Genomic DNA, 24537 nt, shown 5'->3' on the forward strand with positions numbered 1-24537 from the left:
ATTTAGTGGAGAGTATGGACCACCTGTGCGTCGGATATCAACCCTTTGTTCTCATCGAGCAGTCGCGCGCCGGGCTGATCGGGGCGAAGGGGAATCGAGTTGACGTTCGCGCGCGTCGTGTCCTAATGTTCTTTCAGGCCTAAACAAAGGGGTTCCCGTGCCGTCTTCATCCGCCCGAGCCGATGTCACTCGATCGGCCGTGCTCGCCTTCATCGGCGGCAGCGGTCCCACCTCGCGGGCCGACCTGGCGCGCGAGCTCGACGTCTCGCCCGCGCTCATCACCCAGCACACGCGTCAGCTGATCGCCGACGGGCTGCTCGTCGAGCTCGACCACAGCCCCTCCAGCGGCGGACGCCCGGCGCGGCTCCTCGGACTCGTGGCCGACGCGGGTCGCGCGATCGGCGTCAAGGTCGTCGCGGACCACATCACCGTCGTGGAGGTCGGGATCGACGGCACCGTCGTCCGTTCCGCGACCGAGCCCTTCGATGCGGCCTCGGGCACCGCGACGACACGCCTGGCCGAGAAGCTGCGCGCGTTCATCGCCGGGGGCGACGGCGCCCCGCTCCTCGGTCTCGGGGTGGGCGTGCCCGGCAACGTCGAGGAGCAGGCGGTCGGCACCGTCGACTCCACGCAGCTCGGCTGGCAGCGCGTGCCCCTCGGCGAAGCGCTGCGTCGCGAGCTCGACCTCCCGGTCCTCGTCGAGAACAACGTCAACGCCCTCGCGATCGCCGAGGCGCTGCACGGCCAGGCGCGGGGGCACGAGAACGTCCTCGTCCTCACGATCGGCACCGGCGTCGGTGCGGGGCTCGTGGCCGACGGCCGCGTGCTGCGGGGCCGGAGCGGCGGGGCGGGCGAGATCGGGCACGTCCCGGTGGAGGAGGACGGTCCGCTCTGCCAGTGCGGCGGCCGCGGCTGTCTCGAAGCCATCGTCGGCCAGGACGCCCTCGTGCGCCGCGCCCGCGAGCAGGGGATCATCGGCCGCGATGCCGGCATCGGCGCGCTGCGCTCCGCGGCGGACGCCGGCGACGCGGGCGCCCAGCAGCTCTTCTCGCACGCCGGACATCTGCTCGGTCGGGTCCTCGCGGGCGTCGTCAACGTGGTCGACCCCGAGATCGTGATCCTCCTCGGTGAGGGCGTCGAGTCGTGGCGACACTGGTCGTTCGGATTCGAGCCGGCGTTTCGCGCCGGCCTCATCCCGCGCAACCGCGCCGTACCGGTGGCGGTCGAGACGTGGCAGGACGACCGCTGGGCGCAGGGCGCGGCCTCGCTCGTGCTCTCGACCCCGTTCGACGACCAGGGGCGCTCGGGGGAGCAGGGACGTCTCGTGCGCGAGCGGCTCGCCGTGGCGCGTGCGGTCGAGCCCGGAGAAGGCGGCGGCGCGAGATGACCCTCACGGCCCGGCCTCTCCCGGCCACGACGGGACGCGCGGCGATCCGGACCCGGCCCGTGCGGCGGCCCCGGCGACGACTGCGCTACGCGCTCACGGTGCTCGCGTTCCTGCTGCCGAGCGCCGTCCCGCTCGCCCTCTTCACGATCTACCCGATGTTCGGCGCGCTGTGGACGAGCCTGCACGAATGGAACCTGCTCGCCCCCATGAAGTGGGTCGGGCTCGACAACTACATCCACCTCGTGCAGGATCCGGCGACGCAGCGGGCGTTCTTCAACACGCTCTACTACCTCGTCGGCTACCTGCCGCTCGTCTACATCGGCGGTCTCGCCCTCGCCCTCGCGCTCAACGTGCCGCTGCGCGGTCGCAACATCCTGCGCGGTGTGTACTTCCTTCCCGTCGTGACGAGCTGGATCGTGGTCGCCCTGGTGTGGCGCTGGCTCCTCAACCCGTCCGTCGGCATCGTCAACGCGACCCTCGCGGTGTTCGGCATCGACGGGCCGGGCTGGTGGACCGACCCGGCGTGGTCGATGCCCTCGATCATCCTGGCCTCGGCGTGGAAGGACCTCGGGTTCGTCATGATCATCCTGCTCGCCGGGCTCCAGGCCATCCCGCAGGAGATGTACGAGGCCGCGAAGGTGGACGGCGCGGGCCCGTGGCGGCGCCTGTTCAACGTGACCCTGCCGTTGCTGTCGCCCTCGACGTTCTTCGTCGTCGTGATCTCGCTGATCAACGGCTTCCAGGTCTTCGACCAGGTCTACGCGATGACCGGCGGCGGTCCGGCCGGCTCGAGCACCGTCGTCGTGCAGCAGATCTACGACCTGACGTTCCGCTACGGCGCCGCCGGTGAGGCCTCGGCCCTGTCGTGGATGCTGTTCATCCTCGTGCTCGGCGTCACCGTCGTGCAGATCGTCGGCCAGAAGAAGTGGGTGACCTATGCGTGAGAAGACCCAGCGCGCCCTCCTGGCCGCGGTGCTGATCGCCGGCGCGGTCGTGATGTTCTTCCCGTTCCTGTGGACGCTGTCGACGTCGTTCTCGCCGGGCGCCGGCCTGGACGCGACGCCCCGCCTCATCCCGGAGGAGCCGTCGTTCTCGGCGTATCAGACGCTGTTCGCGGAACTGCCGTTCGCCCGCATCATCGCCAACTCCCTCGGTCTGGCCGTCGCCACCGCGCTGCTCCAGCTGATCACCAGCTCGCTCGCGGCCTACGCCTTCAGTCGTCTGCCCTTCCGTGGGCGCTCCGTGGTGTTCGCGGTGTACCTCGCGACGATGATGATCCCCATCCAGGTGCTCATCGTGCCGCTGTTCGTGCAGATGCGAGACCTCGGCCTCGTCGACACCTATCTCGGTGTGCTGCTGCCAGGCGTCGCGAGCGCATTCGGCGTGTTCCTGCTCCGGCAGGCGATGAACGCCGTGCCGCGCGAGCTGGACGAGGCCGCGACCCTCGACGGCGCGGGCCATTTCCGCATCTTCGGCACGGTCGTGCTGCCGCTGGTGGGGCCGACGCTCGCGACGCTGGCCGTGTTCTCGTTCATGAACAGCTGGAACGGCTTCCTCTGGCCGCTCATCATCCTGCGCTCGGCCGAGCTCAAGACCCTGCCGCTGGCGCTCGCCGGGCTGCAGGGCCAGTACACGACCCAGTGGGACGTGATGATGGCGGGCTCGGTCGTCAGCATCCTCCCGATGCTGGCCATCTATCTGTTCGCTCAGCGCTACGTCATCCAGGGCGTCGCCTCCAGCGGCATCAAGTAAGACCCGCACGACCTCACCTCGCACACCCGTATCGAAGGAGATATCGCATGAACCGCACAGCACCCATCGCCGGGATCGGCGTCCTCGCCGTCGCCGGCCTCGCCCTCGCCGGATGCTCCGGCTCCGGCTCGCCCGCCGCGGGGGGAGACGTGACCATCACGTACTCGAACTTCATCTCGGCCGGCGGCAACGAGAAGAACCTGCAGGCGATCGTCGACGCCTTCGAGAAGGAGAACCCCGGCATCACCGTCGAGGTGAAGACGCTGCCCTACACCGACTACTTCACGGCGCTGCAGACCGACCTGGCCGGCGGCACGGCGGCGGACGTGTTCGACATCGAGTTCGCGAACTACGCCGCGTATCAGAAGAGCGGCGTCCTCGCCGCGCTGGACGGCGTGGACACGAGCGTCTACCAGGCCTCGCTCGTCGACGCCTACGCCACCGACGGCACCTCGTACGCGCTGCCGAGCTCCTTCTCCAACGTCGTGCTGTTCTACAACGCCGACCTGTTCGATGCCGCGGGTCTCGCGTACCCGACCGCCGACTGGACGTGGGCGGACGAGAAGGCCGCCGCCGAGAAGCTCACCGACGCGGGCGCCGGGGTGTGGGGCGACTACCAGCCCATCTCGTACCACGAGTTCTACAAGGCCGTCGCCCAGGCGGGCGGGCAGTTCCTCACCGCCGACGGCAAGGTCGGCTTCAACAGCCCGGAGGGCATCGCCGCCGCCACCTGGCTCGTCGGCAAGAGCGGCACGACCATGCCGACGGCCGAGCAGGGTGCGGGCACCCCCGACTTCGACAGCAAGCTGTTCGCGGACGGGAAGCTGGCGATGTGGCACAGCGGCATCTGGATGTTCGGGGGCCTGGCCGACGCCGGCATCTCCTGGGACATCGCCGTCGAGCCGGGTGACACGCAGCACGCGAGCGCGCTGTTCTCCAACGCCGTGGGCGTGTCTGCGGGCACGAAGAACAAGGAGGCGGCCACGAAGTTCGCCGAGTTCCTCACGAGCTCGAAGACGACCGTCGACACGCGTCTGACGGCCGGCTGGGAGCTCCCGCCGATCGCCGACCAGACGGCGCTGTCCGCCTACCTCGACATCACCCCGCCGGCCAACCGCCAGGCCGTGTTCGACTCGCTCGAGGAGGTCGCGCTCGCGCCGTCGATCGGCGACGGCCAGGCCGAGATGCAGGACATCGTCACCGAGGAGCTGACCGAGGCCGCCGCCGGCCGCAAGACGGTCGAAGCGGCCCTCGCCGACGCCGAGAAGCGCATCACGCCCCTCCTCGGCTGACATCCCCTCTGGTCGGGGCGGGTCCGCCCGCCCCGACCACCGCGACTCCCACGGAACGGACCCATGACCACCACACCCCGCGTCGCGCTCGACGCCCTCCTCGACCGCTCCCGCACCGTCATCACCTCGTTGCAGGAGCCCAACGGCGCCTACCCGGCGTCGCCGTCGTTCTCGGCGTACCGCGGGTACTGCTGGTTCCGCGACGGCTCGTTCATCGCCGACGGCGCCTCCGCCGCGGGCGAGGCGGCCTCCGCCTCGGCGTTCCATGACTGGTGCGCGATGGTCGTCGCCCGCTACGCCGACCGCATCCGCGACATCGTCGAAGCGGCGGATGCGGGCACCCCGCTGCCCGACGAAGAGATGCTGCCCGCCCGTTTCACCTTCGACGGCGGACTGGGCTCGGACGACTGGTGGGACTTCCAGCTCGACGGCTACGGCACCTGGCTCTGGGCCGCGGCCACTCACTGCGACCGACACGGCATCGACCCCACGCGGTGGGCGGATGCCGCCGCGCTCACCGTCGACTACCTTCTGAGCTCGTGGGCGCGCCCCTGCTACGACTGGTGGGAGGAGCACGACGAGGCCGTGCACGCCTCGACGCTCGGGTGCATTGCCGCGGGCCTGCGTGCGGCGGCCGACGCCGGACTGGTCACGGGCGAGCGCGCCGCGCGGGCCCGCGCGGGAGCGGCGGAGGTCACCGCCCGTCTCACGCGGGACGCCGTGGTCGACGGGCACCTCGTGAAGTGGATCGGCTCGGATGCCGTGGACGGCAGCCTCAGTGCGCTCCTCGCACCGCTGGGTGTGATCGATGCGCATTCCGCACTGGGGGCGGGGACCCTCCGCGCGGTGTCGGAGCAGCTGGAGGTCGAGGGCGGGGTTTACCGCTTCCGCGCCGACACGTTCTTCGGCGGCGGACGGTGGCCGCTCCTGTCGTGCTTCCTCGGTCTCGCCTACGCGGCGGCGGGCGAGCGCGACGAGGCCCTGCGCCTCCTGGAATGGGCCGCGTCGACCGCCACCGCGGAGGGGATGCTGCCCGAGCAGGTCGACGGGCATCTGCTCGCGCCCGGGTACCGCCAGGAGTGGCTCGAGCGATGGGGGCCGGTCGCGACCCCGCTGCTGTGGAGTCATGCGATGGTGCTGCGCCTGGCCGTCGAGCTGGGTGTCGACCGGGGGGAGCTCGCGGCATGATCCGTCATCGTCCCTCCGGGTCCGGGCATCCCTACTCCGACGACACCGAGCAGCGCAGTCCGGTGCAGCCGGTGGCGGGCGAGCCGCTGCGCCTCGGCGTGCGCACGTCGGGAGACATCGACGCGGTCACGGTCGAGCTGCGGGTGGACGGCGCCGACGCGGTGATCCTCCCGCTCGCGCGCGTCGCCCGGTCGTCGCGCGGACAGGCCGTCGACGGCGGGCACCTCGCCTCGGCCCAGGCGCGCACCGCGCGGGCCGCGGGCGGATGGCAGGTGGAGCTTCAGGCTCCGCCGGCCGGCAGCGTGCTGCGCTACCGGTTCGCCGCCGCCGGCACCGACCGCGGCGGCTCCACCCGCTGGTTCGAGACCCGGGTCGCGGCGTGGCGCGACGCGGATGCCGCGGCGCTCGCGGTCGAGGGGACCGCCGTGGACGTCGTGCCGGGCACGCTCCAGGTGCTCGACGACGGCGAGCGGATCCACCGCCTGCGCTTCGCCCTCCCGCTCGCGCCGGGGGAGCACGTCACCGGATTCGGTGAACGCTACGACGCGCTCGATCACCGCGGGGCGCAGTTGGACGCCGTCGTGTTCGAGCAGTACAAGAGCCAGGGGGCGCACCGGCGCACCTACCTGCCCATGCCGTTCGCGCACGTCGTGGGCGGCGCCGGCTGGGGGCTGCACGTGCGCACGTCGCGTCGCGTGTGGTTCGACATCGGAGAGCAGGTCTCCGATCGCCTGGTGATCGAGGCCGACGTGGATGCCGCCTCCGGCGCGCCGGCCGCGCTCTCGCTCGCCCTGTACACGGGCGATCCCACGACCGTGCTCGACGCCTTCCTCGCGGAGACCGGACGCCCCCGCGTCCTTCCCGACTGGGTGTTCGGGCTGTGGGCCAGTGGCAACGAGTGGAACACGCAGGCCGAGGTGGAGCGCCAGATGGCGCTCCACCGTGAGCACGACATCCCCGTGCGCAACGTGGTGATCGAGGCATGGAGCGACGAGAAGAGCTTCACGATCTTCCGCGACGCGCAGTACGCGGTGCGCGAGGACGGCGGCCCGATGCGCTTGGCCGACTTCACCTTCCCCGCCGACGGCGCCTGGCCCGACCCGAAGGGCATGGTCGACACCCTGCATGCGCACGACGTGCGTGTGCACCTGTGGCAGATCCCGCTGCTCAAGCTCCGACCGCATCCCACCGGCCAGGCGGCCGCGGACGCGCGCGCCGCGCTCGCTGAGGGCGTCGTCATCCGGGAGAGCGCTCCGGACGGGACGCTGCGGCCGTACCGCAACCGCGGGTGGTGGTTCCCGCTCTCGCTCATGCCCGACCTCACCGACGAGCGTGCCGCCGCGTGGTGGACCGAGAAGCGCCGCTACCTCGTGGAGGAGGTCGGCATCGACGGCTTCAAGACCGACGGCGGGGAGCACGCGTGGGGCGAGGATCTCGTCTACCTCGACGGCTCGTCCGGCGACGTCGCCAACAACCGCTTCCCCGTGGCCTACGCCGCCGCGTACGGTCGGCTGCTGGAGTCGGCGGGCAAGGCTCCCGTCACCTTCAGTCGCGCCGGCTTCACCGGCTCACCCGCCCACGGGGCGTACTGGGCGGGAGACGAGAACTCCACGTGGGAGGCGTTCCGCTGGTCGATGCTCGCGGGGCTCTCCGCGGCATCCTGTGGGATCGTCTACTGGGGCTGGGACATCGCGGGCTTCTCCGGTCCCATCCCCGACGCGGAACTGTACGTGCGCGCGATGGCGGCGAGCGTGTTCGTGCCGATCATGCAGTACCACTCCGAGTTCAACCATCACCGCCTGCCCTCCAACGACCGCACGCCGTGGAACATCGCCGAGCGGACGGGCGACGAGGCGGTGATCCCCGAGGTGCGCGCGCTCGTCCGGCTGCGCGAGCGCCTCGTGCCGTACCTCGCCGAGGCGGCGGCGCGCGCCGTCTCCTCGGCGGTGCCGATGATGCGCCCCCTGTACTTCGACCACCCGACCGATGCGGCCGTGTGGCGGCATCCGCTGCAGTGGATGCTGGGCAGCGACCTGCTCGTCGCCCCCGTGCTCGAGCCCGGGGCGCGGGAGTGGCCGGTGTACCTGCCGTCCGGATCGTGGGTCGAGGCGCGCACCGGCGCGGCGCTGACCGGCGGACGCGTGGTCACCGTCGACGTGTCGGCGCGGGCCGCCGTCCCGGTGTTCGTCCGCGCCGAGGCGTGGGTCGCCTTGGCGCCGGTCCTCGCACCGGAGCGGGAGCCGCACCGCGACGAGGACTGAGGCCGTCTCTCACACGGTGGGCTCGTCGGCGGCCGCCTCGTCTGTCCGGTGAGCCCACCGGTGGGCCACGCGTCGGCGCAGCGCCACGGCGCGCGGCGACGCGCCGGCGAGCCAGCCCGCTCCGACGAGGACGAGGGCCACGATCAGCACCACCACGGCCGTGCCCACGGCGCCGGCGAGGAGCCGGTCGTAGATCGCGAGCGCCGCGGCGGAGGAGAAGTCCGCCTGCGTCGCGGAGGACGCCACCCACGGGCGGCCGACCCCCGCGGCGATCAGCAGGATCGCCGTCCCGATCCCCGCGGCGACGCCCGCCCGGGCGAGAGCGGCGGCGCGGCGTCGCGCGAGCACGACCCCGCCGATGAACAGCACGGCCGTGACCACCGGCATCCACCCGCCGAGAGCGACGCCGACGGCGTAACCCGTCCGGATCGCCGAAAGGGTGTCACCCGAACCGATGATCACGACGTGGTCGACCTCGGGGATGAACGGAGCCAGCGGAGCGCCCTGCGCGACGAGGCGCTCTTCGACGGCCGCGACGATCGCGCCGATCTGGATGCCGAGGCCGTCGGCCGTCTGCACGACGACGCCGCCGCCGTCGGAGGTCGCCGCGACGGTCAGTGCCCGATGGGAGCGGCGGACGACCTGCTCCCAGACGGTGCTGAACGCGTCCGAGCGCACGGCGTCGGCCACGGCGACGTGCACGAGTTGCTGCAGCGCCGTCGCCGCCGGGCCTTCCAGGCGCCGCAGCGCCTGCGCCGCGCGGTCGCCCATGCCGAGGTCGATCAGGCCGTCGATGACCGTGCCGGTCAGCGCCGCCGTGTCGAGCCGCTCATCGATCGCCGTGGTCGATGCCGCGATCACGGCGTCCTGGACCTCGACGGCCTGCGACAGCGGCGCGAGGGTGGCCGCGAACGCGTCCTCGTCGACGAGCTGCGTCCGCGCCCATCCGCTGACGATCGACAGGGGCAGCAGGACCGCCGCGACGACGATCACCGCCGTCGACGCCACCCCGCGCGCGGTGGCCATCCTCAGACGGCGCGCAGAACTGCGACGACGCGGCCGAGCACCACGGCGTCGTCGCCGAGGATCGGTTCGAACGCGGAGTTGCGGGGGAGCAGCCACGTGTGGCCGTCGCGCTGGCGGAAGGTCTTGACGGTGGCCTCGCCGTCGAGCATCGCCGCCACGATCTCGCCGTTGTCCGCCGTCGGCTGCGAGCGCACCACGACCCAGTCGCCGTCGCAGATGGCGGCGTCGATCATCGACTCGCCGCTGACCTTGAGCATGAACAGGTCGCCCTTGCCCACGAGCTGTCGCGGCAGCGGGAAGATCTCCTCGACCTGCTGATCGGCGGTGATCGGCACGCCGGCGGCGATGCGGCCCACGAGCGGCACGAGGGCCGCATCGCCGAGGGCGGGCGCGAGGTCGGCGGGGTTCTCCGCGGCCGCGCCGGGCAGGTCGATGAGCACCTCCATCGCGCGGGTCTTGCCCGCGTCGCGGCGCAGGTAGCCGCTGAGCTCCAGCTGGTTGAGCTGGTGGGTCACGCTCGACAGCGACTTCAGTCCGACGGCATCGCCGATCTCGCGCATGCTCGGCGGGTAGCCGTGGCGGGCGATGGAGGTCTGGATCACCTCGAGGATCTTCAGCTGCTTGTCGCTGAGGCTCTTCCGCCTGCGTGTCTGAGGCTTCTCGGCCATGTCGCGCGCTCCTTCGATCGCGTCCCCCCGAAGGCGTCGCCTTCGAATGTCGGAGGTAGGTGATGGGGTCGTCTTGTCGAAACCGTATCCGGTTTTCGCAGCCTCGACCGGCACGCGCCCGCGTGTCGCCTTCGATCCATCTGCGAGAACCGTGTGCTTGACACCCGAACACCATCGAAGATACATTCGGAAGAGAGATTCGCATCCGGCCCTCCCGGCCGAGGATCGGATGCGAATCTCTCGACACCCGGAGACACCCGTCCTGAGGAGGAACCCATGACCACGATCGACATCCTCGGCGCCTCGCCCCGCGGCCGTCTCGTCGCGGCGACCCCGATGACGACTGTCCGCGCGACGAACGCCCGCACGACGAACGCCCCGACGCGACTGCGTCTCACGGCACGGGGTCGGCGGGTCCTCGCGGTGCTCGCCTCCGTGCCCGCGGTGATCGCCCTCAGCATCGCGATCCTGTCCGGTGGTGGCGCGCTCGCCTCGAACGAGAACGGCTCCGGGGTCTCCTTCGCCCACGTCACGGTGCAGCCCGGTGACACGCTCTGGTCGATCGCGCACGCCGTCGCGCCCGATGCCGATCCGCGCGACGTGGTCGACGCGATCATGCGGCTGAACGCGCTGCCGTCGGGAAGCCTCGACATCGGCCAGAGCGTCGCGATCCCGGCGGAGTACAGCGCCGGGCGCTGATGCTCCCGGCGCCGGGAGCCCTCTCGGGGCGCCGCGCCGTGCAGTGCGCCGTCTACGATGTTCAGGGTGAGCGTCCGACTCGATGACCTTCCCCTCCGCGACGATCTGCGCGGGCTGACACCCTACGGGGCGCCCCAGGCGCCGCTGCCGGTGGCGCTGAACGTCAACGAGAACACCCACCCGGTGCCGGAGGACGTCGCCGACGACATCCTCGACAGCGTCGCGCGCGCGCTGCGCGAGGTGAACCGGTACCCCGACCGGGAGTTCACGGCTCTGCGCGAGGGATTCGCGGAGTATCTGGGTCACGGCCTGTCGGCGGCTCAGATCTGGGCCGCCAACGGGTCGAACGAGGTCCTCCAGCACCTGCTGCAGGCCTTCGGAGGTCCGGGACGCACCGCCTTCGGCTTCGCTCCCACCTACTCGATGTACCCGCTGCTGACGCGGGCGACGGGGGCGACCTACGCGCACGGCACCCGGGGCGTCGACTACACCCTCGCCCCGGAGGACGCCGCTGCCCAGATCGAGCGCGCCCAGCCGGACATCGTCTTCCTCTGCGCGCCGAACAACCCGACCGGCACCCCGCTCGGCCTCGACGTCATCGAGGCGGTGTACGACGCGGCGCCCGGCATCGTGATCGTCGACGAGGCGTACCAGGAGTTCGCGCCGCGCGATTCGCGCTCGGCGCTCACGCTCCTGCCCGATCGTCCGCGTCTGGTGGTGTCGCGCACGATGAGCAAGGCCTTCGCGTTCGCGGGTGCCCGTGTCGGCTATCTCGCCGCCGACCCCGCTGTGATCGACGCCCTGCGCCTGGTGCGCCTCCCGTACCACCTCAGCGCGCTCACCCAGGCCGCCGCGACAGCGGCGCTGCGGCACGCGCCCGCGATGCTCGCGATGGTCGACGACATCGTCGGTCAGCGCGACCGCATCTCGGCGACCCTCGACGCGCTCGGCTACCGCCCGTTCGAGAGCTGGACGAACTTCGTCCTCTTCGCGGGCGTGGAAGACCCGGCCGCCACGTGGCAGGCCCTCTACGACCGGGGCGTCCTCATCCGCGACGTCGGCATCCCGCACAGCCTGCGGGTGACGGCCGGCACCGAGGAGGAGTCGACCGCGTTCCTCGACGCGCTCGCCTCGCTGGGCCCGGGCGGAGCCACCGCGCGCTAGCGCGCGCCGGTAACACGCGGAAGCGGTCGCGCGGGCGCTCGGTAGACTCGGCGCATGAGTACTTCTGCCCCCCGCACCGCCTCCCTCCGGCGCGCGACGAGCGAGTCCACGATCGAGCTCGAGCTCGATCTCGACGGGTCGGGGCAGAGCCGCATCGACACGACGGTCCCGTTCTTCGATCACCTGCTCACCGCGTTCGCGAAGCACTCGCTCACCGATCTGACCGTGCGCGCCTCCGGCGACACCCACATCGACGCCCACCACACCGTCGAGGACACGGCGATCGTGCTCGGCCAGGCGATCCGGCAGGCGCTGGGCGACAAGAGCGGCATCTCGCGCTACGGCGACGCGCTCGTGCCGCTCGACGAGGCGCTCGCGCAGGCCGTCGTGGACATCAGCGGACGGCCCTACCTCGTGCACACGGGGGAGCCCGTCGGCTTCGAGCACCACCTCATCGGCGGCCACTTCACCGGCTCGCTCGTGCGCCACACCTTCGAGGCGCTGGCCTTCAACGCCGGGCTCACAGTGCATGTGACGGTCCTCGGCGGGCGGGACCCCCACCACATCGCCGAGGCGGAGTACAAGGCGTTCGCCCGGGCGTTCCGCCAGGCGAAGGCGCAGGATCCGCTCGTGCACGGCATCCCCAGTACGAAGGGAGCCCTGTGACGGACGGCGACGCGCAGGTCGGCACGCGACCGCTGGTCGCGGTGCTGGACTACGGATCCGGCAACGTCCATTCCGCCGTCAAGGCGCTCGTCGCCGCCGGGGCGGACGCGCGACTGACGGCGGATCGCGGGCTGATCCAGGATGCCGCGGGTCTCGTGGTGCCCGGAGTCGGCGCCTTCCGTGCCGTGATGGACGCGCTGCGCGCGACCCGCGGCGACGAGATCATCGAGCGGCGCCTCGCCGGCGGCCTGCCCGTGCTGGGGATCTGCGTCGGCATGCAGGTGCTGTTCGAGCACGGGGTGGAGCGCGGCGAGGAGACCGAGGGGCTCGGCGAGTGGCCGGGCGCGGTCACCGAACTCGACGCCCCGGTGCTGCCGCACATGGGGTGGAACACGGTGCGCGCGGGGGAGGGGACGACGCTGTTCCGCGGCATCGAGCACGAGCGGTTCTACTTCGTGCACTCCTATGCGGCGCAGCACTGGACCCTGGAGGTCACGCGGCCGTTCCGCGAGCCGGCGCTCACCTGGTGCGACTACGGCTCGCCGTTCCTCGCGGCGGTCGAGAACGGTCCGCTGTCGGCGACCCAGTTCCACCCCGAGAAGAGCGGCGAAGCCGGCATCCGTCTGCTCGGCAACTGGATCTCGGCGTTGCCGTCGGCCCGGTAGTCTCTCTGCTTGTGTGTCACCGTGTCCGCAGTGCGCGGTCACTGAACCCCTTCCTGGAGCCATGAACGATTTCGCGTCGACCCCTGAACTGATCCTGCTTCCCGCCGTGGACGTCGCCGACGGCAAGGCCGTGCGCCTCACGCAGGGCGAGGCCGGCACCGAGACCAGCTACGGCGATCCCGTCGAGGCGGCCCTCACCTGGGCCCGCGACGGTGCGCAGTGGATCCACCTCGTCGACCTCGACGCCGCCTTCGGCCGTGGCAGCAACGCCGCCGTGCTCCGAAAGGTCATCAAGCAGCTCAAGGGTGTGCAGGTCGAGCTGTCCGGCGGCATCCGCGACGACGCCACGCTCGAGGCGGCGCTGGACTCCGGTGCGGCGCGCATCAACCTCGGCACGGCGGCGCTGGAGAACCCCGAATGGGCGGCTGACGTCATCGGCCGCTACGGCGACGCGATCGCGGTCGGCCTCGACGTGCGCGGGACCACCCTCGCGGCGCGCGGCTGGACGCGCGACGGCGGCGACCTCTGGCAGGTGCTCGAGCGCCTCGAGGACGCCGGCTGCAGCCGCTACGTCGTCACCGACGTCACCAAGGACGGCACGCTCAAGGGACCGAACCTGGAGCTGCTGCGCGAGGTCACGGCGCGCACGGTCAAGCCGGTGGTCGCATCCGGCGGCATCTCCAACCTCGACGACATCGCCGCGCTGCGCGAGCTCGTGCCGCTCGGCGTCGAGGGAGCCATCGTCGGCAAGGCCCTGTACGCGGGCGCGTTCACGCTCGCCGAGGCGCTGGATGTCGCCGCAGGCTGAACGGCCCGGGGACGGCGCGGGAGGCCACTCCTGCGCCGCCGACTCGGCGGGCGTGCCCTGGGAAGGGCGCTCGTTCGAGGCGAACCCGCACGCCGGTGACGACGGATCGGCCGATCCCGCGCTGCTGGCGGCACTGACCGCGTTCCGCGACGGCAGCGGCGACGCGGTCGCCGTCGTCGACGCCTACCGCTCGGCTCGGCTGCTCATCCCCCTGGTCGCCGAGGCGGGGGAGGTCGGCGTCGCACCGTCGGGCCACCTCGTCGACAAGACGCAGGAGCTCTCGATCGTGACCGTCGCGGGACCGGACGGGCGCACGGTGCTGCCGGTGTTCACGTCCGTCGCGACGATGGCCGCGTGGGACCCGAAGGCGCGGCCGGTGCCGGCCGACGGCATCCGCACCGCCCTGTCGGCCGCGGCCGACGACACCGACCTGATCGTGATCGACCCGGCATCCGCGACCGAGTTCGTGCTGCGCCGACCCGCCGTGTGGGCGATCGGTCAGGCGCTGCCGTGGGAGCCCGCCCACCTGTCACCCGAGGTCATGGCCGGTCTGCACGCGTCGATCGGCGCCGAGCTCGGCGTGCTCGACCTCTCGGTGGCCAGCGGCGACCCGGAGGCGCGCCTGCGCGGACCGGAACTGATCGTGCGCCTGCACCTTGTCGACGGTCTGGACCAGACGCAGCTCGACGCGATCCTGCAGCGCCTCGCCGCCCGCTGGGCGGCGGACGACCGCATCGCCGTGCTCGTCGACTCCCTGACGGTCAAGCTCGTCCGCGGCTGACCGTGCCGTCGGTCAGGTGACCGGGCCCGTCCACTTCTCGCCCGGTCCCTTGCCGATCGGATCGGGGATGACGGATGCCTCACGGAAGGCGAGCTGCAGGGAGCGCAGCCCGTCGCGCAGCGACCGCGCATGCATGTCGCTGATCTCCGGAGCGCCGGCGGTGATGAGACCCGCCAGGGCGTTGATGAGCTTGCGGGCCTCATCCAGGTCGAGCTGCGTGGCCGGGTCGTCGGCCAGTCCCGTCTTGACGGCCGCGGCGCTCATGAGATGCACGGCCGCCGTCGTGATCACCTCGACGGCCGGGACGTCGGCGATGTCGCGGCTCGCCGCCGCGGCGGCGCGCTCGCGCTCCTCCCATCGGGCGAGCCGTTCGGCCTCGTGGGGGTCGGGGGAGGAGGGAATCGTGTCCACGTGCTGCTCTCTGCTAGACTGTGCGGGCGCCGGAGTGTTCTGCTCCGGATCGAAAGAGGATCACATCCCACCCGCGCTTGCCGCTCCAGGCTACCGGGTCACGCACTCCGCCCCGTCCGACGGGGCCGCCACGACGGGATCCGTTGCGGGTGAGGGTGCAGGAACGAAGCCGACGTGCGCGTCGTGCGGGGTGGACGTGACGATCTTCCGCCCGAGACACATCCCTGTGTCCGGTGGCACCCACCCGTACGACTAAGGAGTTCCGCATCAGCGATCCCCGCACCAATGACCGCATCCGCGTTCCCGAGGTCCGCCTCGTCGGACCCGCGGGTGAGCAGGTCGGCGTCGTCCGCATCGAGGTCGCGCTGCGCCTCGCTCAGGAAGCAGATCTCGACCTCGTCGAGGTCGCCCCCAACTCGAAGCCGCCCGTGGTCAAGATCATGGACTACGGCAAGTTCAAGTACGAGGCCGCCCAGAAGGCCAAGGAAGCGCGTCGCAATCAGGCCAACACGGTCCTCAAGGAGGTCCGTTTCCGTCTGAAGATCGAGGCTCACGACTACACGACCAAGCTCAAGCGCGCCGAGGGCTTCCTGCAGTCGGGTGACAAGGTCAAGGCCATGATCCTCTTCCGCGGTCGCGAGCAGTCGCGTCCCGAGCAGGGTGTGCGTCTGCTGCGCAAGTTCGCCGAGGACGTCGCCGAGTACGGCACGGTCGAGTCGAACCCGACGATCGACGGTCGCAACATGGTCATGGTCATCGCCCCGCACAAGAACAAGTCCGAGGTCAAGACCGAGCAGAACGCCCAGCGTGCTGCCAACAAGGAGGCGGCGCGCCAGGCGCGCACGACCCCGGGCGCCGAGCCCGAGTCCGCCCCCGCCGAGACCGCTCCCGCAGAGTAGGTCGCCCGGCCCGCGGCCCCGCCGCGTCGGCCCCACGAGCTCCCGCCCCGCGGGAACCACAACGAAGGATAGAGACATGCCGAAGCAGAAGACCCACTCGGGTGCCAAGAAGCGCTTCAAGGTCACCGGTAGCGGGAAGATCAAGAAGCAGCAGGCGAACCTCCGCCACAACTTCGAGGGCAAGCCCACCAAGCGCACGCGCCGCCTGTCGGCCGACAAGATCCTGGCTCCCGGCGACGCGAAGGTCGCCAAGAAGCTCCTCGGCATCTGAGCGCTGACGCAGACGAGAAAGTAGAAGAAAATGGCTAGAGTCAAGCGGGCCGTCAACGCCCACAAGAAGCGTCGCGTCATCCTCGAGCGCGCCTCCGGTTACCGCGGTCAGCGTTCGCGCCTGTACCGCAAGGCCAAGGAGCAGGTCACCCACTCCCTGGTCTACGCGTACCGCGACCGTCGCAAGCGCAAGGGCGACTTCCGCCGCCTGTGGATCCAGCGCATCAACGCCGCGAGCCGTGCGAACGGCCTCACCTACAACCGCTTCATCCAGGGCCTGGGCCTGGCCGGCGTGCAGGTCGACCGTCGCATGCTCGCCGAGCTGGCCGTCAACGAGCCGAAGACCTTCGCGTCGCTCGTCGAGACCGCCAAGAAGGCGCTGCCGGCGGACGTGAACGCGCCCAAGGCGTAATCACCGCAACACAGCACACAGAAGGGGTGTCCTCCGAACGGGGGACACCCCTTCTTCTTCTCTAGGATGAGAGCGTGCTCGAAAACCCTCGCTCTCCGCGCGTGCGCGCCGTCGCCAAACTGACCAAGCGCAGTGCACGTCAGGAGACCGGGCTGTTCCTGCTCGAAGGGCCGCAGGCCGCCCGCGAGGCGCTGGCCTTCCGCCCCGACACCCTCGTCGAGCTCTTCGCGACGCCCACGGCGATGGAACGGCACCAGGACATCCGCGACGCCGCGCGCGACGCGGGGCTGGAGATCGTCTTCACGACGGAGGCGGTGCTCGACGCGATGGCCGACACCGTCACGCCGCAGGGCATCGTCGCGGTCGCGCGCCAGTCGCCGACGTCGCTGAAGGACGTGTTCGCGGCATCCCCGACGCTCATCGCGATCTGCGAGGAGGTGCGCGATCCCGGGAACCTGGGCACCATCATCCGCGCCGCCGACGCGGCGGGCGCGGATGCCGTCGTGCTGACCGGGCGCACCGTCGATCCCTACAATCCCAAGGTCGTGCGGGCCACCACCGGGTCGCTCTTCCACCTGCCGGTCGCGGTCGGCGCCGAGCTGTCCGCGACCGTCGAGCGTGCCCACGCCGCGGGGATGCGGGTGGTCGCCGCCGACGTCGGGGGCGACGACTTCCTCGCGCGCCGCGAGGTGCTCGCCGAGCCCACCGCCTGGCTGTTCGGCAACGAGGCGCGCGGCCTCGAAGACGCCGCGCTGGGCCTTGCGGACCTCTCGCTGCGCCTGCCGATCTACGGGCGCGCCGAGTCCCTGAATCTCGCCACCGCAGCCAGCGTCTGCCTGTACGAGACCGCCTTCGCGCAGCGCGGAGGGCGCTGACGCGCATTGTCGCGGGTCGGTCACGACTCGGTCAAGATCCTGTGCATAAGTTGTGCCACGTCGAGGTGATCTGCCTAGGCTGGCCCGCATGTCGACTCCCCACCCGGCTCCGGCGACGTCCAACATCACGGTCCGTCGAGGCGATCCCCTGGTCGTGATCGATGCGGTCGAGAAGCACTACGGCGACTTCCACGCCCTGAAGAACATCGACCTGACGGTGAACCGCGGCGAAGTGGTGGTGGTCATCGGGCCGTCCGGTTCCGGCAAATCGACGCTCTGCCGCACGATCAACCGGCTGGAGACGATCACCAGCGGCACGATCTCGATCGACGGCACCGAGCTGCCGAAGGAGGGCAAGGCCCTCGCCGCGCTCCGCGCCGACGTCGGCATGGTCTTCCAGTCGTTCAACCTGTTCTCGCATCTGACGATCCTCGAGAACGTCACTCTCGGGCCGATCAAGGTCAAGAGGATGAAGAAGGCGGATGCCGAGGCGGAGGCGAAGGTCCTCCTCGAGCGCGTCGGTGTCGGCCACCAGGCGGCGAAGCTGCCGGCTCAGCTGTCCGGAGGTCAGCAGCAGCGCGTCGCGATCGCGCGGGCGCTGGCGATGAAGCCGAAGGTGATGCTCTTCGACGAGCCCACCAGCGCGCTGGACCCGGAGATGATCAACGAGGTGCTCGACGTCATGGTCGGCCTCGCCCAGGACGGCATGACGATGATCGTCGTCACCCACGAGATGGGGTTCGCCCGCAAGGCCGCCGACCGCGTCGTGTTCATGGCCGACGGGCAGATCGTCGAGCAGGCCCGGCCCGAGGAGTTCTTCACCGCACCGAAGAGCGACCGCGCGAAGGACTTCCTCTCCAAGCTGATCACGCACTGATGAAGACGTCCGCGCCCGGCACCGGCGCGGTCAACGAGAGATGGATACGAAACAGGAGGATCACATGCTGAAGAAGAATCGCATCGCCGGCGCTTTCGCTGGTCTGGCCGTCGCGGCCCTCGCCCTCACGGCGTGCAACAGCGGCACCCCGGGTGCAGAGCCCGGCGCGACGGAGGGCGCGGGCGGCGCCGCCGAGACCCCGTGGACGGTCGCCACGGATGTGACGCTCGAGGGCAGCCCCACGTTCGACAAGATCACGAGCGCCGGCGTCGTCAAGGTCGGCGTCAAGGAGGACCAGCCCGGTCTCGGCTACCTCGACCCGGTCACGAACACGCGCAGCGGCTTCGACGTCGACATCGCGCGGTGGATCGCGGCGTCGCTCGGCTACGACGAGGACAAGATCGAGTTCCAGGCGATCGCCTCCGCCAACCGCGAGCAGGCGCTCGTGAACGGCGACATCGACTACTACGTCGGCACCTACTCGATCACCGACAAGCGCAAGCAGCAGATCTCCTTCGCCGGTCCCTACTTCATCACCGGTCAGGGCCTGCTCGTCGCCGCCGACAACGACAAGATCACGGGTAAAGACGCGCTGACCGCGGACGACACCGTCTGCTCGGCCACGGGCTCGACCTCGATCCAGCGCATCAAGGAGGAGACGCAGGCCAAGACGAAGGAGTACGACACCTACTCCGCGTGCGTCGAAGATCTCAAGAACGGCCAGGTCGACGCCGTCACCACCGACGAGGCGATCCTCATCGGATACGCCGCGCAGGCGCCCGACCAGCTGAAGGTCGTCGGAGAGCCCTTCAGCGAGGAGCGCTACGGCGTCGGCATCGCGCAGGGCGACACCGCCTTCCAGACGTTCATCAACACGATGTTCACCGACGGCGGATCGACCTGGCAGGCGATCTTCGACAAGAACCTCGGCGCCTCGGGCGTGAAGGCGACCCAGCCGCAGGTCGACGCGGCGGACTGATCCGCCCCGGCGGCGGCGCTGCGGCGCCGCCGCCGGAACCCGACCACGACGACAACGACGGAAGGCGGAGCGGTGGAGGTCATCACCGACAACCTGGACCTGTGGGGAGAGGCCCTCACCGGCACGCTGGTGCTGTTCTTCGGCGGCGGCGTCCTCGCGCTCGTGCTCGGCTTCGTCGTCGGCGCGATGCGCGTCTCGCCGATTCCGGCGGCGCGCGCGGTGGGCGCCGTCTACGTCAACTGGATCCGCAACACCCCGCTGACGCTGGTCATGTTCTTCTTCGCGTTCTGCCTGCCGATCCTGCTGCGGGAGCGCATCGACGCGATCCTGCTCGCGACGCTCGCCCTCGGCGTGTACACGGCGACCTACGTGGCCGAGACGCTGCGCTCCGGGATCAACACCGTGCCGGTCGGTCAGGCCGAAGCCGCCCGCGCGCTGGGTCTCACCTTCGGTCAGGTGATGACGCTCGTGGTGCTGCCGCAGGCCACCCGCTCGGTCATCCCGCCGATGATGAGCGTGCTCATCGCGCTGTTGAAGAACACCACCGTGGCCGCCGGCTTCTCCGTCCTCAACCTGGGGTCGGTCCGCAGCAACCTCAGCGAGCGCGGCGAGAACCAGCTCGTCACCCTCCTGTGGGTCATGGTCATCTTCGTCGCCCTGGTGCTGCTGCTCGCGTGGCTGCAGCGAGCGATGGAACGCCGATGGAAGGTCGCACGATGAGCTCCGTCCTCTACGACGTCCCGGGTCCCCGCGCCGTCGCCCGCAACCGGGCGCTGGGGCTCGCCACGATCCTGCTCGTCCTCGCAATCGCCGGGTGGGTGATCTGGCGCTTCGCCGCGACCGGGCAGTTCTCCGCCGACAAGTGGGAGATCTTCACGTACGCGACGATCTGGCAGCGGCTGCTCGACGGCGCGCTCGCGACGCTCGCGGCCTTCGCCGCGGCGGCGGCCGGTGCGCTCGTGCTCGGCTTCGTCCTCGCGATCGGGCGCTTGTCCGCGCACGCGTGGATCCGGGTGCCCGTCGGCTGGATCACCGAGATCCTGCGCGCCGTCCCCGTCCTCGTCTTCATGATGCTGCTCTACTACGGTCTGCCCGTGGTGGGCATCCGCATGGAGCCGTACTGGGCGGTCGTGATCGCCCTCGTCGCGTACAACGGCTCGGTCCTGGCGGAGGTGATCCGTGCGGGCGTCGAGTCGCTGCCGCGCGGCCAGAGCGAGGCGGGCTACGCGATCGGTCTGCGCAAGGCCGGAGTGCTCCGCCTGATCCTGCTTCCGCAGGCGATCCGCGCCATGATGCCGGTCATCGTGGCCCAGCTCGTCGTCACGCTCAAGGACACGGCGCTCGGCTTCATCATCACCTACCCCGAGCTGCTCTACGTCATCAAGCTGTTGGGCTCGAACGCGGTGTACAGCTCGCCTCTCATCCAGACCGCGATCGTCGGCGGCTCGATCTACGTGGCGATGTGCCTGGCCCTCAGCTATGTGGCGTACCGCATCGAACAGCGGTCCCAGCGGCGTCAGCAGCAGCAGGCGGCCGAGGGGGGCGCGCCCCATCATCCGATGGGAACCGGTGGCACCGACACCGAGCTCATCGCCCTGCAGGCGCGGGCGGGCAAGCTCGATCCGGGGAACACGTCGCAGATGTGATCCGCGGGGCGGTCGCCGGCGCGGTCCCGGCAGCCCGCGCCGCCGCCGGTAGACTCCTCTCTTGTGTCTGACGCACCCGAGATCACTCCCGCGATCACCGCCGAGAACGTGGATGCCGCCGTCGCCGACGCCCTGACGGCGATCGCCGCGGCCGGTTCCACGGCCGAGCTCAAGGCGGCGCGCGCGGCCCACGCCGGCGAGGGGTCGCCCCTCGCGCAGCTGAACGCGCAGCTGCGTCACGTGCCGAACGAGCAGAAGGCCGCGTTCGGCAAGCTCGTCGGCCAGGCGCGCGGGCGCGTCACGCAGGCGCTCGTCGCTCGGGAGGAGGAGCTCGCGGCCGCGGAGAATGCGGCGAAGCTCGAGGCCGAGCGGGTGGACATCACGGCCATCGCACCGCGCGGACGCGTCGGCGCCCGGCATCCGATCTCCCTCCTGCAGGAGGAGATCGCCGACCTCTTCGTCGGCATGGGATGGGAGATCGCCGAGGGCCCCGAGCTCGAGCACGAGTGGTACAACTTCGATGCGCTGAACTTCGACATCGACCACCCGGCGCGCCAGATGCAGGACACGTTCTTCGTGGATCCCGTCGAGCGCCACCTGGTGCTGCGCACGCAGACCAGTCCCGTCCAGATGCGCTCGATGCTCGAGCGTGAGCTGCCGATCTACGTGCTGTCGCCCGGACGGGTGTACCGGACCGACGAGTTCGACGCCACGCACCTGCCCGCCTTCCACCAGTTCGAGGGCCTCGTGGTCGACAAGGGCATCACGATGGCGAACCTCAAGGGCACCCTCGACCACGCCGCGAAGGTCCTGTTCGGCGCCGAGGCGAAGACGCGTTTCCGCACCAACTTCTTCCCCTTCACCGAGCCGTCGGCCGAGCTCGACCTGTGGCACCCGACCTTCAAGGGCGGCGCGCGCTGGATCGAGTGGGGCGGCTGCGGCATGGTCAACCCGAACGTGCTGCGCGCGGCCGGGATCGACCCGGAGGTCTACTCCGGGTTCGCCTTCGGAATGGGCATCGAGCGCACGCTCATGTTCCGCTCCGACGTGCAGGACATGCGGGACATGGCCGAGGGCGATGTCCGCTTCAGCGAGCAGTTCGGAATGGTGGTCTGATGCGCGTCCCTCTGTCGTGGCTGCGTGAGTACGTCGAGCTTCCCGAGGATGCCACGACCGACGACGTCTTCGCGGCGCTCGTGTCGGTGGGCTTCGAGGAGGAAGAGGCGATCGGCTTCGAGATCACCGGTCCGGTCGTGGTCGGCCAGGTGCTCTCCTTCGAGGCGGAGCCCCAGTCCAACGGCAAGACCATCCGGTGGTGCCAGGTCGACGTGGGCGCGGCCAACGGCGGCGTCCGCGGCATCGTCTGCGGCGCCTCCAACTTCGTCGACGGCGACAAGGTCGTCGTGTCGCTGCCCGGCGCCGTCCTGCCCGGCCCGTTCCCGATCTCGGCGCGCAAGACCTACGGCCACGTCTCCGACGGCATGATCGCCTCGGCGCGCGAGCTCGGCCTCGGTGAGGAGCACAACGGCATCCTGCGTCTGGTCGAGCTCGGACTGGACCCGGAGGTGGGCGCCGACGCGATCGCCCTGCTGGGCCTCGACGACGTCGCGGTCGACGTGAACGTCACGCCCGACCGCGGCTACGCCCTGTCGCTGCGCGGGATCGCGCGCGAGTACTCGCACGCCACCGGAGCCGCCTTCCGCGACCCCGCCGACCACGAGTGGGCGGACGTCGCGCCCGGCAGCGGATTCCCGATCGTCGTCGACGACCGGGCACCGCTGCGGGGCCGCGTCGGAGCGAGCGAGTTCGTCGCCCGCGTCGTGCGCGGGGTCGATCCGACCCGCCCCACGCCGCCCTGGATGGTGGCGCGGCTGACCCTCGCGGGCATCCGCTCCCTCGGCATCCTGATCGACATCACCAACTACGTCATGCTCGAGCTCGGCAACCCGATCCACGGGTACGACCTCGACCGGCTGCAGGGCGGCATCACCGTCCGGCGCGCCGGCGAGGGGGAGAAGCTCACGACCCTCGACGGCAAGGAGCGGACGCTCAGCGCCGAGGACCTCCTCATCACCGACGAGTCGGGCCCGATCGGCCTCGCCGGCGTGATGGGCGGCGGGACGACCGAGATGACGGATGCCACGCGCAACGTGCTCATCGAAGCGGCGACCTTCGACCCGATCACGATCGCGCGCACGGCCCGTCGCCACAAGCTGCCGTCCGAGGCCTCGCGCCGTTTCGAGCGCGGCGTCGACCCGCTGCTGCCGTTCGTCGCCGCCCGCCGCGTCGCCGACCTGATGGTCGACCTCGCCGGCGGAACTCTCGACACCGAGCTGGGCGGCGCGCTGTTCGGCGAGGTGTTCGTGGAGGGCATCGACCTGCCGCGTGCGTTCGTGCCGACCCTCATCGGCGTCGACTACACGGATGCCGAGATCACGGACGCCCTCGAGATGATCGGCTGCGAGGTGACGGATGTCGATGAGGCGTTCGTCGACGGGGTCGTGTTCGACGAGGCCGTGCCCGCCGACATCCCCGGCGGCGGATGGATCGTCATCCCGCCGACGTGGCGCCCCGACCTCACCGACAAGTGGACGCTGGCCGAGGAGGTCGCGCGCATCCACGGGCTCGACCGCATCCCGTCGATCCTGCCGACTCCCCCGTCGGGTCGCGGCCTGACCGCGCTGCAGAAGGGGCGTCGTCGGGTCGCCAACGCCCTGGCGGCCGCCGGCTACGTCGAGACGCCGTCGTTCCCGTTCTCGACCGCCGAGGCGAACGCGCTGCACGGCTCGGCCTCCGGCGAGCCCGTGGCCTCGGTGCGGCTCGCGAACCCGCTGGACGGACAGGCGCCGTATCTACGCCGCTCGCTCATCCCCGGGCTGCTGGCCGTGGCGCACCGCAACCAGGCCCGCGGGTTCACCGACCTGGCCCTGTTCGAGACGGGACTCGTCTTCACCCCCGAAGACGGCGTCGTCTACGGCACGGTGACCGTGCCGCCGCTCGCCGTGCGTCCCGATGACGAGACCCTCGCGGCCCTCAACGCCTCGCTGCCGCCGCAGCCGCGCCACGCGGCCGTCCTCCTCGGCGGCGACATCGTCGCCAAGCAGCCGGGTCAGCCGGCCGTCGCGGCGGAGCTGTCGGACGCGCTCTTCGCGGTGCAGACGATCGCCGCCGCCGCGGGCGTGCGCATCGACGTGGCCCAGGGCCGGCGCGCCGCGCTGCACCCGGGACGCACCGGGATCCTCTCCGTCGACGGCGTCGAGGTCGGCTACGTCGGCGAGGTGCTGCCGCAGGTCGCCGCCGACGCCGACCTCCACGGGCGGGTCTACGTCGCCGAGCTCGATCTCGATCGCATCCTCGCCCTCGCGGGCGCTCCCGCGGTCGCGCCGTCGCTGTCGGGCTACCCGGCCGCGACGCAGGACGTCTCGCTCGTCGTGGGCGCGGACGTCGTCGCCGGCGACGTCGAGGCGGCGCTCGTCGACGGCGCGGGCCCGCTGCTGGAGACCGTGCGTCTCGTCGACGACTATCGCGGAACGGGACTCGCCGACGGCACGAAGAGCCTGACGTTCGCGCTGCGGTTCCGGGCGCCCGATCGCACGCTCACCGCGGCCGAGGCCACGGAGGCCAAGCTCGCCGGTGTCGCCGTCGCGAGCCAGCGCTACGCGGCGACGATCCGGGAGTAGCGCCCGCTCGGGGCCGTCGCGTGGCCCTCGTGACGGATCTGCAAGCCCTCTTGCGCGACACGCCGGAGTCGAGCGTCGAGCGTCCCGCGTGTCGCGTCGGGGCCCTTGCAGTTCGGGCTTCGGCGATGCGG

25 protein-coding genes are annotated in these 24537 nt (G+C 71.0%); 22 read left to right on the forward strand and 3 right to left on the reverse strand.

Annotation, left to right across the window (positions count from 1 at the left end):
- Positions 1–157: 157 nt before the first annotated feature.
- The 6 genes from KY498_RS00225 to KY498_RS00250 all read left to right on the forward strand — a co-directional run bounded on the left by KY498_RS00225 (position 158) and on the right by KY498_RS00250 (position 7880).
- Positions 158–1387, forward strand: coding sequence for an ROK family transcriptional regulator (locus KY498_RS00225; protein WP_061782138.1), 1230 nt, complete (start codon positions 158–160; stop codon positions 1385–1387).
- Positions 1384–2331, forward strand: a complete 948-nt coding sequence (locus KY498_RS00230; protein WP_191008769.1) for a carbohydrate ABC transporter permease — start codon at positions 1384–1386, stop codon at positions 2329–2331. The genes KY498_RS00225 and KY498_RS00230 overlap by 4 nt, the downstream gene beginning before the upstream one ends.
- Positions 2324–3139, forward strand: coding sequence for a carbohydrate ABC transporter permease (locus tag KY498_RS00235; protein WP_060959495.1), 816 nt, complete (start codon positions 2324–2326; stop codon positions 3137–3139). Before KY498_RS00230 ends, KY498_RS00235 begins: the two co-directional genes overlap by 8 nt.
- 47 nt (positions 3140–3186) lie before the next feature.
- Positions 3187–4431 (forward strand): sugar ABC transporter substrate-binding protein, encoded by a 1245-nt coding sequence (locus KY498_RS00240; RefSeq protein ID WP_060959496.1) that lies wholly within the window; start codon positions 3187–3189, stop codon positions 4429–4431.
- A gap of 63 nt (positions 4432–4494) precedes the next feature.
- The gene (locus KY498_RS00245; RefSeq protein WP_061782139.1) at positions 4495–5619 is read left to right on the forward strand and encodes a glycoside hydrolase family 15 protein; all 1125 of its coding nucleotides are present in this window, start codon (positions 4495–4497) and stop codon (positions 5617–5619) included.
- The gene (locus KY498_RS00250; RefSeq protein WP_191008768.1) at positions 5616–7880 is read left to right on the forward strand and encodes a TIM-barrel domain-containing protein; all 2265 of its coding nucleotides are present in this window, start codon (positions 5616–5618) and stop codon (positions 7878–7880) included. Before KY498_RS00245 ends, KY498_RS00250 begins: the two co-directional genes overlap by 4 nt.
- A gap of 9 nt (positions 7881–7889) precedes the next feature.
- Here KY498_RS00250 and KY498_RS00255 read toward each other — a convergent pair whose 3' ends face one another.
- The gene (locus KY498_RS00255) at positions 7890–8906 is read right to left on the reverse strand and encodes a hypothetical protein (RefSeq protein WP_191008767.1); all 1017 of its coding nucleotides are present in this window, start codon (positions 8904–8906) and stop codon (positions 7890–7892) included.
- A gap of 2 nt (positions 8907–8908) precedes the next feature.
- The gene (gene lexA / locus KY498_RS00260; protein WP_060959500.1) at positions 8909–9574 is read right to left on the reverse strand and encodes a transcriptional repressor LexA; all 666 of its coding nucleotides are present in this window, start codon (positions 9572–9574) and stop codon (positions 8909–8911) included.
- Between the two features lie 276 nt (positions 9575–9850).
- On the opposite strand from lexA, the gene KY498_RS00265 reads away from it, so the two are divergent.
- The 6 genes from KY498_RS00265 to KY498_RS00290 all read left to right on the forward strand — a co-directional run bounded on the left by KY498_RS00265 (position 9851) and on the right by KY498_RS00290 (position 14357).
- On the forward strand, positions 9851–10273 hold the full coding sequence (locus KY498_RS00265; protein WP_191008766.1) for a LysM peptidoglycan-binding domain-containing protein: 423 nt from the start codon (positions 9851–9853) through the stop codon (positions 10271–10273).
- A 57-nt stretch (positions 10274–10330) separates the two neighbouring features.
- Positions 10331–11437 (forward strand): histidinol-phosphate transaminase, encoded by a 1107-nt coding sequence (locus KY498_RS00270; protein ID WP_060959501.1) that lies wholly within the window; start codon positions 10331–10333, stop codon positions 11435–11437.
- 54 nt (positions 11438–11491) lie between these two features.
- Positions 11492–12103: an imidazoleglycerol-phosphate dehydratase HisB gene (gene hisB / locus KY498_RS00275; protein ID WP_060959502.1), complete on the forward strand. Its 612-nt coding sequence runs from the start codon at positions 11492–11494 to the stop codon at positions 12101–12103.
- Positions 12100–12768: an imidazole glycerol phosphate synthase subunit HisH gene (gene hisH, locus KY498_RS00280; protein WP_060959503.1), complete on the forward strand. Its 669-nt coding sequence runs from the start codon at positions 12100–12102 to the stop codon at positions 12766–12768. Before hisB ends, hisH begins: the two co-directional genes overlap by 4 nt.
- Before the next feature lie 61 nt (positions 12769–12829).
- Complete coding sequence (gene priA / locus KY498_RS00285) at positions 12830–13576, forward strand: bifunctional 1-(5-phosphoribosyl)-5-((5-phosphoribosylamino)methylideneamino)imidazole-4-carboxamide isomerase/phosphoribosylanthranilate isomerase PriA (protein ID WP_060959504.1); 747 nt, start codon at positions 12830–12832, stop codon at positions 13574–13576.
- Complete coding sequence (locus KY498_RS00290) at positions 13560–14357, forward strand: SseB family protein (RefSeq protein ID WP_101306556.1); 798 nt, start codon at positions 13560–13562, stop codon at positions 14355–14357. The genes priA and KY498_RS00290 overlap by 17 nt, the downstream gene beginning before the upstream one ends.
- Before the next feature lie 12 nt (positions 14358–14369).
- Here KY498_RS00290 and KY498_RS00295 read toward each other — a convergent pair whose 3' ends face one another.
- The gene (locus KY498_RS00295) at positions 14370–14768 is read right to left on the reverse strand and encodes a DUF1844 domain-containing protein (RefSeq protein WP_060959506.1); all 399 of its coding nucleotides are present in this window, start codon (positions 14766–14768) and stop codon (positions 14370–14372) included.
- 233 nt (positions 14769–15001) lie between these two features.
- Between KY498_RS00295 and infC the strand changes: the two genes are divergently transcribed.
- The 10 genes from infC to pheT all read left to right on the forward strand — a co-directional run bounded on the left by infC (position 15002) and on the right by pheT (position 24406).
- Entirely contained in the window at positions 15002–15667 is a 666-nt protein-coding gene (gene infC / locus KY498_RS00300) for a translation initiation factor IF-3 (protein WP_082734142.1), read from the forward strand.
- A gap of 76 nt (positions 15668–15743) precedes the next feature.
- Entirely contained in the window at positions 15744–15938 is a 195-nt protein-coding gene (rpmI, locus tag KY498_RS00305) for a 50S ribosomal protein L35 (RefSeq protein WP_005048908.1), read from the forward strand.
- A 30-nt stretch (positions 15939–15968) separates the two neighbouring features.
- Entirely contained in the window at positions 15969–16349 is a 381-nt protein-coding gene (gene rplT, locus KY498_RS00310; protein ID WP_060959507.1) for a 50S ribosomal protein L20, read from the forward strand.
- Between the two features lie 74 nt (positions 16350–16423).
- Entirely contained in the window at positions 16424–17224 is an 801-nt protein-coding gene (locus tag KY498_RS00315) for an RNA methyltransferase (protein WP_061782142.1), read from the forward strand.
- 88 nt (positions 17225–17312) lie between these two features.
- Positions 17313–18101, forward strand: a complete 789-nt coding sequence (locus KY498_RS00320) for an amino acid ABC transporter ATP-binding protein (RefSeq protein ID WP_060959509.1) — start codon at positions 17313–17315, stop codon at positions 18099–18101.
- A gap of 64 nt (positions 18102–18165) precedes the next feature.
- Positions 18166–19080 carry a glutamate ABC transporter substrate-binding protein gene (locus KY498_RS00325; protein ID WP_060959510.1) on the forward strand — a complete coding sequence of 305 codons (915 nt, stop codon included), beginning with the start codon at positions 18166–18168 and terminating at the stop codon, positions 19078–19080.
- A 72-nt stretch (positions 19081–19152) separates the two neighbouring features.
- On the forward strand, positions 19153–19800 hold the full coding sequence (locus KY498_RS00330; RefSeq protein ID WP_060959511.1) for an amino acid ABC transporter permease: 648 nt from the start codon (positions 19153–19155) through the stop codon (positions 19798–19800).
- Positions 19797–20726 carry an amino acid ABC transporter permease gene (locus KY498_RS00335; protein ID WP_191008765.1) on the forward strand — a complete coding sequence of 310 codons (930 nt, stop codon included), beginning with the start codon at positions 19797–19799 and terminating at the stop codon, positions 20724–20726. The genes KY498_RS00330 and KY498_RS00335 overlap by 4 nt, the downstream gene beginning before the upstream one ends.
- A 63-nt stretch (positions 20727–20789) precedes the next feature.
- Positions 20790–21842 carry a phenylalanine--tRNA ligase subunit alpha gene (gene pheS / locus KY498_RS00340; protein WP_101306554.1) on the forward strand — a complete coding sequence of 351 codons (1053 nt, stop codon included), beginning with the start codon at positions 20790–20792 and terminating at the stop codon, positions 21840–21842.
- Positions 21842–24406 (forward strand): phenylalanine--tRNA ligase subunit beta, encoded by a 2565-nt coding sequence (gene pheT / locus KY498_RS00345; protein ID WP_191008764.1) that lies wholly within the window; start codon positions 21842–21844, stop codon positions 24404–24406. Before pheS ends, pheT begins: the two co-directional genes overlap by 1 nt.
- The last annotated feature ends 131 nt before the right edge of the window (positions 24407–24537 follow it).

Origin of the sequence: Microbacterium sp. PAMC21962 (genome assembly GCF_019443465.1) — a bacterium.
Classification (GTDB): domain Bacteria; phylum Actinomycetota; class Actinomycetes; order Actinomycetales; family Microbacteriaceae; genus Microbacterium; species Microbacterium hominis.

Excerpts from the sequence above, each read along its gene's own strand:
- KY498_RS00230 (WP_191008769.1), top strand. The coding sequence starts at position 1,384 with ATGACCCTCACGGCCCGGCCTCTCCCGGCCACGACGGGACGCGCGGCG.
- pheT (WP_191008764.1), top strand. The coding sequence starts at position 21,842 with ATGCGCGTCCCTCTGTCGTGGCTGCGTGAGTACGTCGAGCTTCCCGAG.
- KY498_RS00265 (WP_191008766.1), top strand. The coding sequence starts at position 9,851 with ATGACCACGATCGACATCCTCGGCGCCTCGCCCCGCGGCCGTCTCGTC.
- KY498_RS00255 (WP_191008767.1), bottom strand. The coding sequence starts at position 8,906 with ATGGCCACCGCGCGCGGGGTGGCGTCGACGGCGGTGATCGTCGTCGCG.
- KY498_RS00325 (WP_060959510.1), top strand. The coding sequence starts at position 18,166 with ATGCTGAAGAAGAATCGCATCGCCGGCGCTTTCGCTGGTCTGGCCGTC.
- priA (WP_060959504.1), top strand. The coding sequence starts at position 12,830 with ATGAACGATTTCGCGTCGACCCCTGAACTGATCCTGCTTCCCGCCGTG.
- KY498_RS00270 (WP_060959501.1), top strand. The coding sequence starts at position 10,331 with ATGTTCAGGGTGAGCGTCCGACTCGATGACCTTCCCCTCCGCGACGAT.
- KY498_RS00235 (WP_060959495.1), top strand. The coding sequence starts at position 2,324 with ATGCGTGAGAAGACCCAGCGCGCCCTCCTGGCCGCGGTGCTGATCGCC.
- lexA (WP_060959500.1), bottom strand. The coding sequence starts at position 9,574 with ATGGCCGAGAAGCCTCAGACACGCAGGCGGAAGAGCCTCAGCGACAAG.
- hisB (WP_060959502.1), top strand. The coding sequence starts at position 11,492 with ATGAGTACTTCTGCCCCCCGCACCGCCTCCCTCCGGCGCGCGACGAGC.
- KY498_RS00245 (WP_061782139.1), top strand. The coding sequence starts at position 4,495 with ATGACCACCACACCCCGCGTCGCGCTCGACGCCCTCCTCGACCGCTCC.
- KY498_RS00335 (WP_191008765.1), top strand. The coding sequence starts at position 19,797 with ATGAGCTCCGTCCTCTACGACGTCCCGGGTCCCCGCGCCGTCGCCCGC.
- KY498_RS00290 (WP_101306556.1), top strand. The coding sequence starts at position 13,560 with ATGTCGCCGCAGGCTGAACGGCCCGGGGACGGCGCGGGAGGCCACTCC.
- KY498_RS00240 (WP_060959496.1), top strand. The coding sequence starts at position 3,187 with ATGAACCGCACAGCACCCATCGCCGGGATCGGCGTCCTCGCCGTCGCC.
- KY498_RS00320 (WP_060959509.1), top strand. The coding sequence starts at position 17,313 with ATGTCGACTCCCCACCCGGCTCCGGCGACGTCCAACATCACGGTCCGT.
- KY498_RS00250 (WP_191008768.1), top strand. The coding sequence starts at position 5,616 with ATGATCCGTCATCGTCCCTCCGGGTCCGGGCATCCCTACTCCGACGAC.
- rplT (WP_060959507.1), top strand. The coding sequence starts at position 15,969 with ATGGCTAGAGTCAAGCGGGCCGTCAACGCCCACAAGAAGCGTCGCGTC.
- rpmI (WP_005048908.1), top strand. The coding sequence starts at position 15,744 with ATGCCGAAGCAGAAGACCCACTCGGGTGCCAAGAAGCGCTTCAAGGTC.